Origin of the sequence: Methylobacterium aquaticum, from assembly GCF_016804325.1 — a bacterium.
Classification (GTDB): Bacteria; Pseudomonadota; Alphaproteobacteria; order Rhizobiales; family Beijerinckiaceae; genus Methylobacterium; species Methylobacterium aquaticum_C.
Map to the genome: position 1 here is coordinate 3932682 of NZ_CP043627.1, position 17377 is coordinate 3950058.

At 72.5% G+C, this 17377-nt stretch carries 16 protein-coding genes and 2 pseudogenes; 11 read left to right on the plus strand and 7 right to left on the minus strand.

What is annotated here, in order from left to right:
- Positions 1 to 2 precede the first annotated feature (2 nt).
- A pseudogene (locus tag F1D61_RS17810) lies at positions 3 to 1246 on the minus strand (amidase).
- Positions 1247 to 1519: 273 nt separating this feature from the next.
- On the opposite strand from F1D61_RS17810, the gene lptB reads away from it, so the two are divergent.
- Positions 1520 to 2347 (plus strand): LPS export ABC transporter ATP-binding protein, encoded by an 828-nt coding sequence (lptB, locus tag F1D61_RS17815; RefSeq protein ID WP_432443314.1) that lies wholly within the window; start codon positions 1520 to 1522, stop codon positions 2345 to 2347.
- 341 nt (positions 2348 to 2688) lie between these two features.
- Here lptB and F1D61_RS34300 read toward each other — a convergent pair whose 3' ends face one another.
- Positions 2689 to 2865: a hypothetical protein gene (locus F1D61_RS34300; protein WP_246776025.1), complete on the minus strand. Its 177-nt coding sequence runs from the start codon at positions 2863 to 2865 to the stop codon at positions 2689 to 2691.
- Here F1D61_RS34300 and rpoN point away from each other — a divergent pair.
- The 4 genes and pseudogenes from rpoN to F1D61_RS17835 all read left to right on the plus strand — a co-directional run bounded on the left by rpoN (position 2794) and on the right by F1D61_RS17835 (position 6030).
- Positions 2794 to 4346 (plus strand): annotated as a pseudogene (gene rpoN, locus F1D61_RS17820) (RNA polymerase factor sigma-54). The gene F1D61_RS34300 and the pseudogene rpoN overlap by 72 nt on opposite strands.
- A gap of 180 nt (positions 4347 to 4526) precedes the next feature.
- Entirely contained in the window at positions 4527 to 5138 is a 612-nt protein-coding gene (hpf, locus tag F1D61_RS17825; protein ID WP_203153007.1) for a ribosome hibernation-promoting factor, HPF/YfiA family, read from the plus strand.
- Positions 5139 to 5229: 91 nt separating this feature from the next.
- On the plus strand, positions 5230 to 5694 hold the full coding sequence (gene ptsN, locus F1D61_RS17830) for a PTS IIA-like nitrogen regulatory protein PtsN (RefSeq protein ID WP_203153008.1): 465 nt from the start codon (positions 5230 to 5232) through the stop codon (positions 5692 to 5694).
- Positions 5695 to 5712: 18 nt separating this feature from the next.
- Positions 5713 to 6030 (plus strand): hypothetical protein, encoded by a 318-nt coding sequence (locus tag F1D61_RS17835; RefSeq protein WP_203153009.1) that lies wholly within the window; start codon positions 5713 to 5715, stop codon positions 6028 to 6030.
- A 356-nt stretch (positions 6031 to 6386) separates the two neighbouring features.
- Here F1D61_RS17835 and F1D61_RS17840 read toward each other — a convergent pair whose 3' ends face one another.
- The 3 genes from F1D61_RS17840 to ftsE all read right to left on the minus strand — a co-directional run bounded on the left by F1D61_RS17840 (position 6387) and on the right by ftsE (position 9068).
- On the minus strand, positions 6387 to 7205 hold the full coding sequence (locus F1D61_RS17840) for a YdcF family protein (protein WP_246775392.1): 819 nt from the start codon (positions 7203 to 7205) through the stop codon (positions 6387 to 6389).
- Between the two features lie 165 nt (positions 7206 to 7370).
- Positions 7371 to 8330, minus strand: coding sequence for a cell division protein FtsX (locus F1D61_RS17845; RefSeq protein ID WP_203153010.1), 960 nt, complete (start codon positions 8328 to 8330; stop codon positions 7371 to 7373).
- An 18-nt stretch (positions 8331 to 8348) separates the two neighbouring features.
- Positions 8349 to 9068: a cell division ATP-binding protein FtsE gene (gene ftsE, locus F1D61_RS17850; protein ID WP_203153011.1), complete on the minus strand. Its 720-nt coding sequence runs from the start codon at positions 9066 to 9068 to the stop codon at positions 8349 to 8351.
- A gap of 162 nt (positions 9069 to 9230) precedes the next feature.
- Here ftsE and F1D61_RS17855 point away from each other — a divergent pair, with 162 nt between their 5' ends.
- From F1D61_RS17855 to F1D61_RS17870, 4 genes are all read left to right on the plus strand, one after another.
- Complete coding sequence (locus F1D61_RS17855) at positions 9231 to 9965, plus strand: zinc-ribbon domain-containing protein (RefSeq protein WP_203153012.1); 735 nt, start codon at positions 9231 to 9233, stop codon at positions 9963 to 9965.
- Positions 9962 to 10546: a hypoxanthine phosphoribosyltransferase gene (hpt, locus tag F1D61_RS17860; protein ID WP_203153013.1), complete on the plus strand. Its 585-nt coding sequence runs from the start codon at positions 9962 to 9964 to the stop codon at positions 10544 to 10546. Before F1D61_RS17855 ends, hpt begins: the two co-directional genes overlap by 4 nt.
- A 194-nt stretch (positions 10547 to 10740) precedes the next feature.
- Entirely contained in the window at positions 10741 to 11121 is a 381-nt protein-coding gene (locus F1D61_RS17865; protein WP_203153014.1) for a response regulator, read from the plus strand.
- Positions 11122 to 11423: 302 nt separating this feature from the next.
- Positions 11424 to 12404, plus strand: coding sequence for a quinone oxidoreductase family protein (locus F1D61_RS17870; protein ID WP_203153015.1), 981 nt, complete (start codon positions 11424 to 11426; stop codon positions 12402 to 12404).
- A gap of 198 nt (positions 12405 to 12602) precedes the next feature.
- Here F1D61_RS17870 and F1D61_RS17875 read toward each other — a convergent pair whose 3' ends face one another.
- Positions 12603 to 13124 carry a TspO/MBR family protein gene (locus F1D61_RS17875; RefSeq protein ID WP_203153016.1) on the minus strand — a complete coding sequence of 174 codons (522 nt, stop codon included), beginning with the start codon at positions 13122 to 13124 and terminating at the stop codon, positions 12603 to 12605.
- 101 nt (positions 13125 to 13225) lie between these two features.
- Here F1D61_RS17875 and F1D61_RS17880 point away from each other — a divergent pair, with 101 nt between their 5' ends.
- Positions 13226 to 14380: a trans-sulfuration enzyme family protein gene (locus F1D61_RS17880; RefSeq protein WP_203153017.1), complete on the plus strand. Its 1155-nt coding sequence runs from the start codon at positions 13226 to 13228 to the stop codon at positions 14378 to 14380.
- A 71-nt stretch (positions 14381 to 14451) separates the two neighbouring features.
- Positions 14452 to 14916 (plus strand): hypothetical protein, encoded by a 465-nt coding sequence (locus F1D61_RS17885; protein ID WP_203153018.1) that lies wholly within the window; start codon positions 14452 to 14454, stop codon positions 14914 to 14916.
- 15 nt (positions 14917 to 14931) lie between these two features.
- Here the strand turns inward: F1D61_RS17885 and mdoH are convergent, their stop codons facing one another.
- Positions 14932 to 16794: a glucans biosynthesis glucosyltransferase MdoH gene (gene mdoH / locus F1D61_RS17890; protein ID WP_246775393.1), complete on the minus strand. Its 1863-nt coding sequence runs from the start codon at positions 16792 to 16794 to the stop codon at positions 14932 to 14934.
- Positions 16795 to 17377: the final 583 nt, after the last annotated feature.

Sequence of the window (17377 nt, forward strand, 5' to 3'; positions counted from 1 at the left end):
TCCTACCCCCGCAGCGCCCGCTCGATCAGCCCCGCCACGGCCAGCGCCCGCCCGTCATCGCCGAACCGGGCAATCACCTGCACGCCGACCGGCAGGCCGGCGGGGGTCCGGTCGACCGGCAGGGTCACGCAGGGCACGCCCATCAGGGTCCAGAGGCGGTTGAAGCGCGAATCGCCCGTGTGGTCGAGGCCGGCCGGCGCCGCGCCGGGCGCCGCGTAGGTCAGGAGCACGTCGACCCCGTCCTCGGAGAACACCTCCTTGAGGCCGCGGCGGGCATGGTGGGCGGTGCGGCGCGCGTCGTCGTAGGCCGCGGTCTCGATCCCTTGCGCCGCATCGAGGGCGTCGCGCAGGCGCGGCGGCAGGGCGTCGCGGTGCGCCGCGTATTCCCAGGCCAGCGCCTGGCGGGCCTCGTAGTCCTGGAGCGTGCCGTGGGCCGCGAAGGCCTCGCCGAACCGGGCCGGCAGGGTCAGGTCGCGGATCGTCGCGCCGGCCCGCTCGGCGGCCTCGGCCGCCCGGGCGAGCGCTCCTTCCGCCTCCGGCTCGGGGGCGGCGCAGAACTCCTGGCGCAGGATCCCGATCCGGGGCCTCGCGCCCTCGCCGGTCTGCGCGATGGCCGGCCGGTCGGCGATGAGCGCCAGGGCGTGGGCGGCATCCGCCACGCCGGCCGCGAACAGGCCGAGCGTGTCGAGGGCCCAGGAATAGCACTTCACCCCGACCGTCGGCAGCAGCCGGAACGACGGCTTGACCCCGACCACGCCGCAGAACGCCGCCGGGCGGATGATCGAGCCGCCGGTCTGGGTGCCGAGCGCCAGCGGCAGCATCCCGGCCGCCACCGCGGCGGCCGATCCCGCCGAGGAGCCGCCGGGGTGTGGCCGGGGTGATGGGGATTGCGGGTCGCGGTCGGGTCGAGGAAGGCGAAGGGCGTGGTGGTGGTCTTGGCGAGCGGCACCGCGCCGAGACGCTTGAGCCGCGCCACCACCGGCGCGTCGGCCCGCGGGCGCCAGCCCGCGTAGATCGGGGAGCCCATGGTGGTCGGCAGGTCGGCGGTGTCGATGATGTCCTTGATCCCGACCGCGATTCCCGCGAGCGGGCCCCTGGCGGGGATCGCCGGCGCGGGATCGATGCAGACCAGGGCGCCGACCTCCGGCTCGCGGGCCGCGATCGCCTCGCGCACGAGGCCGACCGCCCCCTCGGGCGTCAGCCGGCCGGCATCGATTCGGGCGCAGAGGTCGAGGAGCGGGAGCATCGGGCCGTCCGGGCGGGAGGAGTCGGATGAACGACTTTGTAAGCGCATTATGGCTGTGTGTTCCAGAACACGAAGCGGAACCTGGCGGATCTTCGGGCGCGTTGCGGCCGGACCCCGGCTTCGGCTAAACCGGCGCCGTTCACCCGCCGCACGGCCGCCTGGGGCGGATCAGGCCGACGCGGCGGGGCGCCGAAAACCGGCACGTTCGCGAGAGAGCCCGTGACCTTTCCCTCCGCCCTGCCCCTGCGAGCACAGGTGACCCAGACCCCTGCCATGCCCGCCCCCCGGGCCGTCTCGCGCCTCGGGCGCCTGTTCGGCCGCGGGCGAAGGACGGAGGCCGTGGCGGAGCGGGGCGGCGCCGCCGAGGCCTTCGGCGGGCCCGGCATCCTGGCGGTGGCCGGCCTCAAGAAGAGCTACGGCGCCCGCACCGTCGTGCACGATGCCGGCCTGACCGTGCGCAACGGCGAGGCGGTGGGGCTGCTCGGCCCCAACGGCGCCGGCAAGACCACGATCTTCTACATGATCACCGGCCTGGTCTCGGCCGATCGCGGCACGATCAGCCTCGACGGGCACGAGATCACCCGGCTGCCGATGTACCAGCGCGCCCGGCTCGGGATCGGCTACCTGCCGCAGGAGGCCTCGATCTTCCGCGGCCTCAACGTCGAGGACAACATCCGGGCGGTGCTGGAGGTGGTCGAGCCCGACCGCAAGACCCGCGAGCGCAAGCTCGATTCGCTGCTCGACGAGTTCAACATCACCCGCCTGCGCAAGTCGCCCTCGATCGCGCTCTCGGGCGGCGAGCGGCGGCGCTGCGAGATCGCCCGCGCTCTGGCCTCCTCGCCCTCCTTCATGCTGCTCGACGAGCCCTTCGCGGGCATCGACCCGATCGCGGTGGGCGACATCCAGGAGCTGGTGATGCACCTCAAGGGCCGCGGCATCGGCGTGCTCATCACCGACCACAACGTGCGCGAGACGCTCGGCCTGATCGACCGGGCCTACATCGTCCATTCCGGCCGCATCCTCACCGAGGGCACGCCGGACGAGATCGTGGCCAACGAGGACGTGCGCCGGCTGTATCTCGGCGAGGACTTCCGGCTGTAGAGGCCACGACGGCGCTCCGACACGCACGCCGACATCTCTCGACGTCATCCCGGAGCTCGTCGAAGACGAGAGCCCGGGACGACATCGAGGGTGGCAGTTCGGTCGTCCGACGCGAACAGGCTCTCGGCATGATGCTGCGGGTGGGACCTCACGTCTCGTCGGATGGCCCGCGCGACGACATCCGACAGGAACGGACCGGAACGACCAGGAGCCGTTCCATCCCCTTGCGTCCCGGCCGCGGCGAGCCCTTTTTGCACTGGCGCGACACCCCGCCCTGCGCCACGCTCACCCCCGACCGCACCGCGCCCCTACGATCGCTTTGACGCGTGTCCCGCTTCGGTTTAAAGCTGCTGCCCGGTGTCTGAAGCAAGACTTGTGCCGACCCCGGCCGAAACCGGGGCGGCGGTGGGCGGGGCTGGCTGATGGGTTTGCTGCAACGGCTCGAGATGCGCCAGGGCCAGGCCCTGGTGATGACGCCGCAACTCCTGCAGGCGATCAAGCTCCTGCAGCTCTCCCATCTCGACCTCGCGACCTACGTCGATGCCGAGCTGGAGCGCAACCCGCTGCTGGAACGGGCCGAGGCCGAGGCCCCGAGCCGGGCGAAGCCCGCGGCGAGGCGGCCGATCCGGCCCATGACGGCAGCAGCTTCGACGGCGACGGGTTCGACGGGGGCGGCTTCGACGGAGATGGGGCGGCCGAGCCCTGGCTCTCCCACGATCTCAACCCGAGCCGCAGCGAGATCGAGGGCGACCTCGGCACCCGCCTCGACAACGTGTTTCCCGACGAGGGCCCGGTGGCCCGCGAGATGCCGACGGGATCGGAGGGGCTGTCGCTCACCCCGGCGCCCTGGAGCGGCAGCGGCGGCAGCTTCGACGGCGAGGCGCCGGATTTCGAGGCGACGCTGACCGCCGAGTCGTCGCTGCACGAGCACCTGTCGGCCCAGCTGGAGCTGGCCACCCGCGACCCCGTCGAGCGGCTGGTCGGCGGCTTCCTGGTCGATGCCGTCGACGAGGCCGGCTACCTGCGCGAGGATCTCGCGGCCCTCGCCGAGCGCCTCGGCGTCGCCTTGGCCGTCGTCGAGCGGGTGCTGGGGATCGTCCAGGGCTTCGACCCCTCGGGTGTGGGCGCCCGCGACCTCGCCGAATGCCTGGCGATCCAGCTGCGCGAGCAGGACCGGTTCGATCCGGCGATGCAGGCGCTGGTCTCGCGCCTCGACCTCGTCGCCAAGCGCGATTTTCCGGCCTTGCGCCGCCTGTGCGGGGTCGACGAGGAGGATCTGGCGGACATGCTGTCCGAGCTGCGCCGCCTCGACCCCAAGCCCGGCCGCGCCTTCGGTGCCGGCCCGGTCGAGGTGCTGGTGCCCGACGTGTTCGTGCGCCCGGCCCCGGACGGATCCTGGCTCGTCGAACTGAACAGCGAGGCCCTGCCCCGGGTGCTCGTCAACCAGAGCTACTACGCCACCGTCTCGCGCGGGGCGGCGACGGAGACCGACAAGGCCTTCCTGTCGGAATGCCTCCAGACCGCCAACTGGCTCACCCGCAGCCTGGAGCAGCGCGCCCGCACCATCCTGAAGGTGGCGAGCGAGATCGTGCGCCAGCAGGACGGCTTCTTCGTCAACGGCGTCGCCCACCTGCGGCCCCTCAACCTGAAGACCGTCGCCGACGCGATCGGCATGCACGAATCCACCGTCTCGCGGGTGACCTCGAACAAGTCGATCGGCACCAGCCGCGGCACCTTCGAGATGAAGTACTTCTTCACCGCGGCGATTCCCGGGGCGGCGGGCGCGGCGGCCCATTCCTCGGAAGCGGTGCGCCACCGCATCAAGCAGCTCATCGACGCGGAGGCCGACGACGTCCTGTCGGACGACGCCCTGGTGCAGCGCCTGAAGGGCGAGGGCGTCGACATCGCCCGCCGCACCGTGGCGAAGTACCGGGAATCCCTGCGCATCCCCTCCTCGATCGAGCGCCGGCGCGAGCGCGCGGCGATGCCGGCGCGGTGAGCGCTCCCGATTGCGCTCAAGCCCCCGGAAAGGCCCTCGGTCCCCCGGAAAGGCCCGTGCCGCAACTGAGCCGGCTTCGTTGACTTCGCGTCCGGACGTTCCTAGCTCTTGAGGGCTGGCCCTTGTCGCCGGAAACGGACGCGAAGGGCCGCGAACGACGAGACCGGAGGGAGCTAGCTGATGGCAGCGTTGCGCGTGTCGGGTCGTGGCGTGGATCTCGGGGAAGCCCTGAGAACCCGGGTGGAGGAGCGGATCTCCGCGGCCCTCGCCAAGTACTTCGACGGTGCCTACAACGGTCACGTGACGGTCGGGCGCGACGGCAGCGCCTTCCGCACCGACTGCGTGCTGCACCTGCCCTCGGGCATCACCCTCGAGGCCTCGGGCTCGGCCCACGACGCCAATGCAAGCTTCGACCAGACCGCCGAGCGGATCGAGAAGCGCCTGCGCCGCTACAAGCACCGCCTCAAGGCCCATCCGAACGGCCCCGCCAAGGACATCGCCATCGACGGTGGCCTGCCAGGTCTCGCCGCCCCCGACACCGCCGTGATGGAGGCGGCCTATTCGGTGATGGAATCGCCCGAGGAGGATACCGGCGAGCATCCGCCGATCATCGCCGAGAGCACCCGCACCCTGCACCGGCGCACGGTGAGCGAGGCGGTGGTGGAACTCGATCTCACCGGTGTCCCCGTCCTCGTCTTCGTTCACGCTGGCACCGAGCGGGTCAACGTCGTATATCGTCGGGGCGACGGCGCGATCGGCTGGATCGATCCGCCGGAACGCGGCACTCCGTGAGCGGGCGTGAACCCCTCTCGCGGAAGGCCTCCGGTCCTGGAACAAGTGCGGGGCGCCGTGGGCGCTTCCCGCCGATGAGGCAGCGGTCTCGATGCCATTGCTGGAATTCCTGAAGCCGGAGGCGGTCCTCCCGGCGCTGCGCGCGCAGGGCAAGAAGCAGGTTCTGCAGGAGCTGGCCGCCCAGGCGGCCCGCCACCTGCCGGGCCTCGACGAGCGCGAGATCTTCGAGACGCTGCTCCAGCGCGAACGCCTCGGCTCGACCGGCATCGGCGAGGGAGTGGCGATCCCGCACGGCAAGCTGCCGGGGCTCGGCACTTTGTTCGGCCTGATGGCCCGCCTGGAGCGCCCGGTCGATTTCGAGGCCCTGGACGGCCAGCCGGTCGACATCGCCTTCCTGCTGCTCGCCCCCGAGGGCGCCGGCGCCGACCACCTGAAGGCGCTCGCCCGGGTCGCCCGGGTGCTGCGCGAGCCCGGCATCATCGACCGCATCCGCGCCGCCCGCGACGCCGACGCGCTCTACGCCCTCCTGACCCAATCCCCCGCCCAGGCGGCGTGACGTGAAGCCGGCGTGACCATGCGGATTTCCCTCTGCGCGGCGGCGTTCCTGCTCGCCGCGCCCCTCGGCGCGCACGCCACCGACGGCACCTGCGCCCGCGACCTCCTGGTGGCGCAATCCTCGCAGCGGACGGCGATCGAGCGCCTGGAGACGATCGGCGACAGCGAGGCCGACCGCTGCCGCGGCTGGCGCCAGCACGTCGACACCATGCGCCGCGCCGCCACCGTCTACGGCCGCTGCCTCTCGGGGTCGGAGCGCAGCGAGCGCCTGGCGCAGGTCCAGGGCTCGGAGAAGGAGTTCTCGGAGCTGCTGCGGAGCCGCTGCAAGGGGCGGTGAGGCGGTCGGCTTCGATCGATCCCGTTCGAGCCGACTGACGAAACCGACATCGCAAGCTGCGCAGGTGCGAGAGCGACGGCCGCCGCGCTCGAACCCTCCCCCCTCTGCGGGGGAGGGTGGCGAACGCAGTGAGCGCAGCGGGACGAAGTCCCGCCGAGAGGGGCAGCGCGACGCTGATTCAGTTCGCGCCCTTCAGAACAGTTCCGCCTTATCCGGAAGCGTCGTCCCCTCTCCCGGCCTACTCCGTAGGCCACCCCCCCGCAGAGGGGGAGGGGTCAGGCGCTCGGCCGTCGCTCCCGCACCCCCGCAGCCTCCTGGATCGTGTTCGTGGGCGTCAGGCCAATCGACATCACCCGTCACCGCACCAGCGGCTCGGCCACCACCTTCACCGGATGGCCGCGGCTGACCAGCACCGCCGCCCGCGAATGCTCGGGGTCGGTCTCGAACTGGGTGCGGAGCCAGGCGACCAGGAACTTCGCGTATTCGGAGGCCAGCAGCCGCGCCGAGGCCGGGTGGCGCCACCACTGGTCGGGGTCGATCCCCTCCGGGACGACAGGGTGCGGCACCACCTGATGGCCCTCCGCCAGCGCGTGGTCGAGCTCCACCAGGGTGCGGGGCATGTGGTAGTTCGAGGTGACCACCGCGACGCTGCGAAAGCCGTTCTCGCGCATCCAGCGCCGGATCTCGATGGCGTTGCCGATGGTGTTGCGCGCCCGGTAGTCGAGATCGACGCAGCAATCGATCAGGTGCTGCTGGCCCGGGTTGAGCCGGGCGATCTCGTCGCGGCTGGTGCGCTCGTTGACCCCGGTGATGAGCAGGCGCCGGCCATAGCCGCCGGCGAGCAGGTTCATCGCATCCTCGATGCGCTGGGCGCCGCCGGTGAGCGCGACGATGCCGTCGGAGGGGCCGAGCGGCAGTTGCTCAGACCGGGCGAGGTTGGCCACGAAGGCGAGGAAGCCGAGGCCGAGCGCGATCCCGGCGGCGAGGCCCGCTCCTGCGATGCCGACGGCCAGGCGACGGCGCAGGCTCCAGGACGATGGTTTCGGGCCCGGCGGCCGGGAATCGAACGGTTCGGGATCGGGAGCGTGGGACAGCGGGAGCCTGGCAGGCGGCATTCCTCCCGGTCGGTCGCCCGACCAGGACCAGCCCACCACGTCCCAGGTTCGCGTTGTCATGTCGCGCTGCATCCGCGAGGTCATCTCACCCGTGCCGAGCATAGTGCCGATTACGGCGGCCGAGAGGCAACCGCCCGGGAGGGCGATTCGTTCACCGGAGCCGGCGCTCCTTGTGAAGAGCGGGCACGGACCGACGCTACCGCCCCAGGCTGTCGCCGGGCTGGCCTAATCGAGGAAGCGCCGCACCGTGAGGCGCGAGACGACCGCGGTGACGATCGAGGCGATCACCCCGATCAGCACCACGCTGGCATAGCCGCGCCAGCCGATGGCGAAGCCGCCGAACAGGGCCTCGATCTCGTCGCCTGCCGGTCCCGCGCGCCAGAGGCGGGCGAGGGCGCCGCCGGCCCCGATCACCGCGAGCGCCGCGGCGGCCCCGATCGCCCCGCCGCGCAGGCCCAAGCGGAAGAAGCGGCGCTGGAACTCGCGGGCGATGAAGTCGGCGTCGGCGCCAACGAAGTGCAGCACCTCCACCACCTCGCGGTTGCCCGCCATGGCGCCGCGGGTCGCGAAGGTGACGGCGAGCCCCGTGGCGAGCAGCACCAGGGCCACCACGGCGACGCCGACGCCCACCACGGTGTTGGCCATGGTCGAGAGGCGCGAGAGCCAGAGCGCGTGGTCGTCGAGGCTCGCCACCCCGGGCAGGGCCTCGGCGAGGCGCTGGCGCAAGGCGCCGAGATCGGGCGTGCCGGAGCCGAGCCGCACCGTGATGAGGCGGGGCACCGGCAGGTCGCCGAGATCGAGGCCGCTGCCGAGCCAGGGCTCCAGCAGGCGCTCCGATTCCGCCTTGGTGAAGGGCCGCGTCGCCGCGATGCCGGGGGTACTGGCGGCGAGCGCCGCCGCCTTGGCGACGTCCGCGTCGGTGTCGCGGCCCGGTCCCGGACGGACCTGGATCGTCACCTCCTGGGCCACCGAGCCCTGCCACTGCGCCGCGCTCGACGCGACGATCTCGGCGCCCCCGGCGCAGAGGGCGGCGAGGAAGGTCAGGATCGCGATCACCGCCGCGAGCGCCCGGCCGGCGCTGGTATCGGTCGGCACGAGGGCTGCGTTGCGGCGCAGGGTGGGCGGCAGGTCGGAGGCCGGGGCCTCGCGCCGCGGCGCCCGCTCCAGGGTGGCTCCGTCAGACATGATGCGTCTCCCCGCGGCTCATCCCTCGATCCGCAGGCGGTTGTTGCCGAGCACGAACCGGCGCGCGTCGACGAGGTCCATCAGGGCGAAATCGTGGGTGGCGATCAGCACCGAGGTGCCGAGGCGGTTCAACTCGACGAACAGGCGCAGCAGGCGCCGGCCGAGCTGGGGATCGACGTTGCCGGTCGGCTCGTCGGCGAGCAGCAGTTCGGGCCGGGCGATCAGCGCCCGGGCGATCGCCGCGCGCTGCTTCTCCCCGCCCGACAGGAGCGGCGGCAGCACGTGCATCCGCTCCCCCAGGCCCACCCAGCGCAGCAGTTCCACCACCTCGGCCCGGTAGCTCGTCTCGGCCCGGCCCTGGACGCGCAGAGGCAGGGCGACGTTCTCGTAGGTGGTGAGGTGATCGAGCAGGCGGAAATCCTGGAACACCACGCCCATGCGCCGGCGCAGGGACGTGAGCGCGCCGCTTGAGATGCCGCTCACCTCCTCGCCGAACACCGAGACGAGGCCGCGGCTCGGCCGCACCGAAAGCAGGATCAGGCGCAAAAGCGTCGTCTTGCCGGCGCCCGACGGGCCGGTGAGGAACTGGAACGAGTGCGGCGCGATGGTGAAGCTGATGTCGCTCAGGATCTCGGGGCCGACCCCGTAGCGCATCCCGACATTCTCGAACCGGACCACCGGCTCGTCCATCCCGCCGAGCAGGCTGCGTCCGGCTCCCCTTTCCGTTCTCGCGTCCATCCGGTCTCCCTGCGCGATCGCCTCACGAGGCGTCCCGATCCGCGGGCGCTCGGGCGATTTCGATGCGCCGGCGCCTCATAGTCCGCGCCGCTTTACCACGCATTAAGGCTGTGGCGTGAGGAGTCGTGGTCCGGCCCCGGTGCCGCGCCCGACTGATTCGCCATGCTGATCGTCTGCCCCGCCTGCGCAAGCGAATATACGCTCGATCCCGAGCAGATCGGCCCGGCCGGGCGCACCGTGCGCTGCGCGGCCTGCCGCGAACCCTGGTTCGTCGCCGCCCCCCCGCCCGAGCCGGGCCTCGAGCTCTCGCCCACCGGCGAGGCGGTGTTCTCGGCCGCCGACACCGCCCCGCCGCGCCGGGCCGGCCCCCGCACCGCGACGGCGAAGGCGGCACCCTCGCGCCGGCGCCTCGCCGTGGCGGCGCTCGCCGTCGCGGGCTGCGCGGCGATCGGATTGGCCCTCATGCCGGCGGGACGTACCCACATCGTGCGCGCCCTGCCCCAGACCGCCCGGCTCTATGCCGGCATCGGCCTGCCGGTGAACCTGCGCGGCCTGACCTTCCGGGACGTCGCGGCCTACCAGGTGCCGGATGCCTCGGGCGTCGGCCGCCTCGTGGTCGAGGGCGACGTGGTGAGCGCCTCCAAGGACACGGTGCCGGTGCCGCCTCTCCGCGTCGAGCTGCGCGACGAGCACGGCCAGGTCGTCTACCGCTGGACCACCGAGGCGCCGCGGGACCGGCTCGAGCCCGAGGAATCCGCCCGCTTCCGGGCCGAGCTGCCGAACGCCCCGGCGAAGGGGCGCGCGGTGCTGGTCCGCTTTGCCGCGGTTGACAGCGGGGATTCTGCGGTCAGCCTGAGGGCTCCGATGAACCCCCAGGCGAACCCGAAAGACCGATGACCCCGCCCCTGCCCCGCGTCCGCGTCCTCTTCGACGAATCCGCCATCGCCCAGCGCAACGAGGAGATCGCCCGCGCCATCGCCAGCCAGCCCCTGGAGAACCTCCTGGTGGTGGCGGTGCTCAAGGGCAGCTTCATGTTCGCCGCCGACCTGATCCGGGCGCTGCACCGGGCTGGCCTCGCACCGCAGGTCGAGTTCATCCACCTGTCGAGCTACCGCGCCGCGACCGTGTCGTCGGGCCAGGTCGCGATCCTGCGCGACGTCGAGAGCGAGGTGCGCGGCCGCGACGTGCTGCTGATCGACGACATTCTCGAATCCGGCCGCACCCTCGTCTACGCCAAGGACCTGCTGATGGCCCGCGGGGCGCGGCGGGTGCTCACCACCGTCCTTTTGGAAAAACCCGGCAAGCGCGCGGTGACGATGGATGCCGATTACGTCGGCTTCACCTGCCCGGACGTGTTCGTGGTCGGGTACGGGATGGACGTGGCCCACGCCTTCCGGCAATTGCCCTATGTCGGCCTCGTCGATTACGGCGACGGCGGCCCCGATCTGTTCGACAAGGATGAGAATCTTTCGGGTTAGGGCTTCGGGACCAGGAGATCCGGGCCCGGGATCGCGGGCCCGGAGCGATGCGCGGTTGCAACGCGGCCGGGTTTCGTTCCGCATGGCAGCATGAAATCGGAACCTTAGCTGCCGCAGTGGCTTGACCCGGTGCCGCTGGGCCGATCACATCTGCCGTATCCGCGCGGTTTTTCGGCCCAGAGAGACGAGAGGACATGGCGCGCATCCTGCTGGTCGACGACGAGGAACCGATCCGAGGCTTCCTGAAGCGCGGGCTGGAGATGGACGGCCACACGGTCGTGACGGCGATCGACGGCAGCGACGGTCTCGACCGCCTGTCCGAGACCGCCTTCGACCTGATGCTGACCGACATCCGCATGCCGCTGATGGACGGGATCGCCCTGGCGCTCGCGGCCAAGCGCGACTACCCGGACCTGACGATCCTGCTGATGACGGGCTTCGCCGACCAGCGCGAGCGCGCCCGCGGCCTCGACGCCATCGTGGCCGACGTGCTGACGAAGCCCTTCACCCTCGCCGACATGCGCGCCACGGTGTCCCGCACCCTGCGCAGCGCCGGGGTGGTGGCGGCGCGCTGACGCCGCCACGGCGAAGCGTCGCAATCACAGGACGCGTGCTGTTCCCGACCATCTCGACGCCCTCCGTGTCATCCTGGGCCGTGCAGCGGAACACGGGATCGCCGGCGCGCGACGACTCGGCATGCGGCGGCACGCCGCCCGGCGCCGGCGGTGACGGATCCGGGGTTCCCGGCAAGCCCTCGCCCCGGGACGACGTCGAACGCCGGGTCTCGAACGTCGAAGGCGGGCCCGGATTTATCGCCTCGCCGGCCGCGTCCCGACCGGGTCGCACGAGCGGGACGGATCGGAGGGAGGAACCCGACATGACGACCCAACGCCGCGTGGTGCTCACCGAGTTCGGCCCGCCGCAGGTCATGAGCCTGCAAAACGGGGATCTGCCCGCACCCGGCGTCGGCGAGGTGTGCTTGCGCCAGACCGCCATCGGCTTCAACTTCATCGACATCTACCAGCGCCGGGGCGTCTACCCGCTGGAGCGGCCGACCGGGCTCGGCTTCGAGGCGGCGGGCGTGGTCGAGGCGGTCGGGCCGGACGTCACGGAATTCGCGCCCGGCGACCGCGTGGCGTACATGAATGCCGGGGTCGGCGCCTATGCCGACCGGCGCAACGTGCCGGCGGCCAAGCTCGTGCGGGTCCCGGAAGGCGTCACCGACGAGGCCGCCGCCGCCCTGCTGTTCAAGGGCATGACGGCGCAGTACCTCCTGCGCAAGACCCATGCGGTGCAGCCGGGCGACCTGCTGCTGGTCCATTCCGCCGCCGGCGGCGTCGGCCAGATCCTGACCCGCTGGGCGACCGCGCTCGGCGCCACGGTCGTCGGCACCACCGGCTCGCCGGGCAAGCGCGATGCGGCGCGGAAGGCCGGCTGCGCGGCGGTGATCGACCTCACCGATCCCGACTGGCCCAAGGCCTTCCTGGAAGCGACCGGCGGCGCCAAGGCGCGGGTGGTCTACGACGCGGTCGGCAAGGACACGCTGGTGAAGTCCCTCGACTGCGCCGCGCCGTTCGGCCTCGTCGTCTCCTACGGCGCCGCCTCGGGCCCGTCGCCGGCGATCGACCCGGAACTCCTGAACAAGAAGGGCTGCCTGTTCCTCACCCGCCCCTCGGTCTTCCCGCACAATGCCGACCCGGCCACCTTCCGGGCCAACGCCGCCGACCTGTTCGACGCGATCGGTCGCGGCCACGTCGCGGTGGACATCGGCGCCCGCTTCCCCCTGGAGAAGGTGGTGGAGGCGCACGAGGCGGCGGAGGCGCGGAGCGTCACCGGGGCGATCGTTCTGGTGCCGTGAGGGCCCCCCGTGCCCAAGAACCGGGGGGCTCGCTCGCCCTATCTGCGACCTCATCCTGAGGTGCCGCGCAGCGGCCTCGAAGGAGGGCTCCAGGGATCGCAGAGCTATCTGGAGCCCTCCTTCGAGGTCAGCCCATCTTCGATGGGCTGACACCTCAGGATGAGGTTGCGGGCAGGACGAACGCGGGTGTCTGCACCCTCAGTTCATCCACCAGATCGCCGCGTTGAGCGCCGTCGCGTAGGCGACCCAGGCGGCGTAGGGGACGAGGACGAGGGCGGCGATCCGGTCGAGCGAGGCGAAGAGCCGGATCGTCCACAGGATCATGACCAGGAGGGCGGCCACCACCACGAGGCCGCCGCCGATGTCGTGCCGGGCGAAGAAGACCGGCGTCCAGGCACCGTTGAGGGCGAGCTGGACGAAGAACGCCCACAGGGCGAGGGTCCGGGTGCGGCGCAGGCCCCCCGTCGCAGGCGCGGTGCCGAGCACCCGCCAGCCCGAAAAGGCGATCAGCGTGTAGAGGATCGTCCAGGCGACCGGAAACAGCCAGTTCGGCGGCGTGAAGCCGGGCTTGGCGAGGCCCGCATACCAGGTCGGGATGTTCGGCGTGGTGGCGAGGCTCCCCAGAACCGCCACCGCGGCGACGGGCGCGATCGCCGCCAGCAGGCGCGGCACGGGGGAGAGGACGGGTCTCGGATCGGTCAGCGTTGCGGTCGGCGGCATCTTCGGCTCGGGTGCTATACCGGGATGGAGGTTGCGCGCCGGCACCGGTTCTGCAAGGGCGGCGGGGGAGCAAAACATCCCCCGCACCCTGGAGTCCCGGCATGAGCCACGCCCCGCGCCACTGGTCGAAGAAGAGCCTCGCCGCGCAGGCGCTCGGCCACGTCGATCCGATCACCAAGGCCGTGGTGCCGCCGATCCACGTCGCCACCACCTACATCCGCGACGAGGACAACCAGTACTCCTCCGGCTACGTCTACGGCCGGCCCGACAACGCCACCGTGCGCGAGGCGGAGGCCGTGATCGCGATGCTGGAGGAGGCGGAGGCCGGCGCGCTGCTGTTCTCCTCCGGCATGGCCGCCGCCACGGCGGTGTTCGGCGCCCTCGATCCCGGCGACCACATCGTGGCGCCGACCGTGATGTACTGGGCCCTGCGCCGCTGGCTGTCCGAGGAGGCGACCCGCTGGGGGCTGAAGGTCGATTTCGTCGCCACCGACGACCTCGAGGCCCTGAAAGCGGCCGTGCGGCCCGGAGAGACCAAGCTCGTCTGGCTCGAGACCCCCTCGAACCCGCTCTGGACCGTCACCGACATCGCGGGAGCGGCCGAGATCGCGCATGCGGCCGGCGCGCGGCTCGCCGTCGATTCGACCGCGAGCTCGCCGGTGGTGACCCGGCCCCTGTCCCTGGGCGCCGATGTGGTGATGCACGCCGCCACCAAGGTCCTCAACGGCCATTCCGACGTGATCGCCGGGGCGCTGGCCGGGGCGAAGGCCGACGCGTTCTGGACCCGGATCCAGCGCATCCGCTCCGGCAACGGCGCGATCCTGGGGCCGTTCGAGGCCTACCTGCTGATGCGCGGGATGCGCACGCTCCACGTGCGCATCAACGCCCAGATGGCCAATGCCGGCGACCTGGCGCGGCGCCTGTCCGCCCATCCCGCCGTCAGCCACGTCCTGTATCCGGGACTGCCGGAGCATCCCGGCCATGCGGTGGCGGCGCGCCAGATGACCGGCGGCTTCGGCACCATGCTGTCGATCCGGGTGGCGGCGGGCGAGGCCGCGGCGATCCGCACGGCGGCCCGGGTCAGCTTGTGGAAGCGCGCCACCTCGCTCGGCGGCGTCGAGAGCCTCATCGAGCACCGCGCCTCGATCGAGGGCCCGAGCACCCCCTGCCCGTCGGACCTGCTGCGCCTCTCCGTCGGCATCGAGGATGCGGACGACCTGTTCGCGGATCTCGATCAGGCCCTGCGGCAGGGCTGAGGGAGCTTCCGGCGCGGTCTGCGCGTTGAACCGGCGAAGCTTTTTCTTCTCCAGCTCACGGGAGACCCGCCATGCCCGCCGCCATGCCCCTCGCGCTCCTCGGTGCGCAGCTCGTCCTCGTCGCGGCGGATGGTCCGCCGCGGCTCGACATCGAGCATACCTGCAACTCCCCCGGCCGCGCCTCGGTCAGCCAGGAGGCCGGCTCCGACGGCTGCCTGCGCTCGGAGCGCTCGGCCGGCGACGAGTTGCGCAAGCGCTGGGGCCAGTTCTCCGGCCCGGCCAAGACCCAGTGCTCGCAGCAATCGCGCGCCGGCGGCTTCCCGAGCTACGTCGAGATGCTGACCTGCCTCGAACTCGCCAGCGGCGCCGTGCCGGTGACGAGCCCGACCAACCGCGCCACCGCCGGCCAGGGCAGCCCCGCCACCACCGGCAGCGTCCGCGGCCGGCCCGAGGAGCGCGCCGACAGCCTCACCGCCGAGCCCTCGCCGAGCCAGCGCACCGACCCGCTCAAGGTATTGGGCAAGCCGGCGAAGTGAGACCTGCCCGGTGCCTCAGCGCGGCGGCGACGCCTTCGCATCGTCCGTGGCCGTCGCGAGCCAGACCGGTGCCTCGCCACGGACCGACTGTGCCCGCGCGGGCGAAGGCGGCGCAGCACGGGCCATCGCGAGGTCTCGCAGCTCCGGGGCCTGGGCGGTGTCGTCGATGGTGAGGAACAGGCCGCGCCGGCGCGCCGCCTGGCCGAGATCGGCGCGGCTGGTGAGCACGCTGAGCGCCGGGCTCGCCACGAGGGCGAGGACGAGGGGGGCCATCCACAAGGCCAGCCATGGATCGGCCGCGTAGGCGAGCGCCGCCGCGAGCACGATGCCCGCCACCAGCGAATCGGCCTGGAGCCGGCAGGCCTCGGACCACGGCACCCGGCGGTCGTCGCGCACCTGGCTGTCCCAGCGCACCACCCGCCCGGCGAAGGTCGTCGCCACCGCGCCGGCATTGAACAGGGTCATGACCGGCCACAGCAGCACCCACAGGGCCTGTTCGAGGGCGGCGCTGACGAGGAGATTCCGGGTCCCCCCGAAGGCGGCGCGGCGCTCGGGCGAGAGCAGGACGTGGCCGAGGCTGAGGAGCTTCGGCAGGGCCAGGACGGTGAGGCTCAAGGCAGCCAGGATCGCCGCGGCCGGGCCCTCGCCGGTCAGCCCGTAGGCGATGAGCCCGAGATCGCCGCTGCGGATCGCCTGCCAGGTGCCGAGGCCCAGAAAGGCCACCCAGACCGGCGAGGCGAGATAGGACAGGATGCCGGCGCCGAGGTGCCAGCGGCTGCCGGCGGTGAGGCCGGGCAGTCGGATGATGCCGAGATGCTGGAGGTTGCCCTGGCACCAGCGCCGCTCGCGGCCGAGCAGGTCGGTGAGGTTGGTGGGCATCTCCTCCCAGGTGCCGGGCTCCTCCGGCAAGAGGCGCAGCTCCCAGCCGGCCCGGCGCAGGAACGCCCCTTCGACGGTGTCGTGGCACAGGATCTCGCCGCCGAGCGGCGCGCGGCCCGGCAGGACCGGCAACTCGGCATTCTCCGCGAAGGCCGCGATCCGCAGGATGGCGTTGTGGCCCCAATAGCCCCCGTCGGGCCCCTGCCAGGTCTCCAGCGCCCGGATCGAGAGCGGGGCATAGAGGCGGACGGCGAATTGCTGGATGCGGGCGAACAGGGTGTCGCGGCCGGCGGCGTAGCTGACGGTCTGGATCAGGCCGGTGCGGGGGTTGTCCTCCATCAGCCGCACCAGGCGGCGCATGGCGGCGCCGGTCATCAGGCTGTCGGCGTCGAGCACGATCATGAAGTCGTACTGGTGGCCGTAGGTGGCGCAGAACTCGCCGATATTGCCGGCCTTGCGCCCGGAATTCTCCTGGCGGCGGCGATAGCGGATCGCCGGCAGGCCGGGCCCCGCCCCCTCGCGCCAGACCTGGATGCCCGCGAATTCGCGCTCCTCGGCCGCGGCGATCTCCGGGTCGCGGGTGTCGCTGAGGACGAAGAGGTCGAGGTCGCGCCCGTCGCCGCCGGTGCGGGCGAGCGACCGGGCCATCACCCGGACCGCCGCGAAGACCGCGGCCGCATCCTCGGCATGGATCGCCACCACGGCCGCGGTGCGGCTGCGGCCGCTCGCCTGCGGGGCGATCGCGGCGGCCTGCCGCTCCACCCGCGACATCACCCGCGTTCCGAGGCCGGCGGCGACCGCACCGTAGAGGTAGGTCCAGGCGATGTAGGATTGCCAGGCCATCGCAAGGCAGAACAGGGCGAGCACCGCGGCCTCCAGCGGCCCGTCCGGCACGCCGGTGCCGGCGAGGGCCGCCGCCGCCAGGGCGAGGGCCGTCGCCACGGTCGGCAGGAACAGGGCCAGGCGCCGGCGGCGCAGGCTGGCAGCCTCTTGCTGCATCTCTTGCTGCGTCTCTTGCCGTTGGGCGAGGTCCGCGCCGGGGGCAGCCGGCACCGCATCGTGCGACGAGGGAGCGAGGGACATGGGGGGCGCGTGAACTCGGTGGAGGGGCCGGAACGGGAGGCGGCGCCGGGCGCCGGATGGGGGCTATCCCACTGGTCTGTCTTGGATCAATCCGGCTGAATGACGCCAGAACGATGACACCCGTTCGCGGCGCTCCCGCCTCGTGAATACAGCCGGGCCGTACCGGCGGGCGACGGCCGGCGGATCGGGGAGCACGACGGGCGCCGCAGACCATCCCGATCACCGGGCGTGATCGGCGATGCGGCCCAGCGCGCGGCGCCGGCGGGGAGCGGGCAGGTGGCGGGCCGAGCGGGGGTCCGGGCAACGCCATGTCGCCGCGCCGGATTTCCGCCGCGATCGGGCGGATCGTCGGCCTCCTCGATCTGGGGGAATGCGAGGAGCGGCGCCTCGGCACGGCGGCTCCGACGCGAGGCGGCCCGACGCCGGTCTCGGGCCGCCTCGGCCCCAGCCCTCGCGGCAGGATCTCGCGCCGATCGGCCGGCGCACGGAAAGGTGCCCG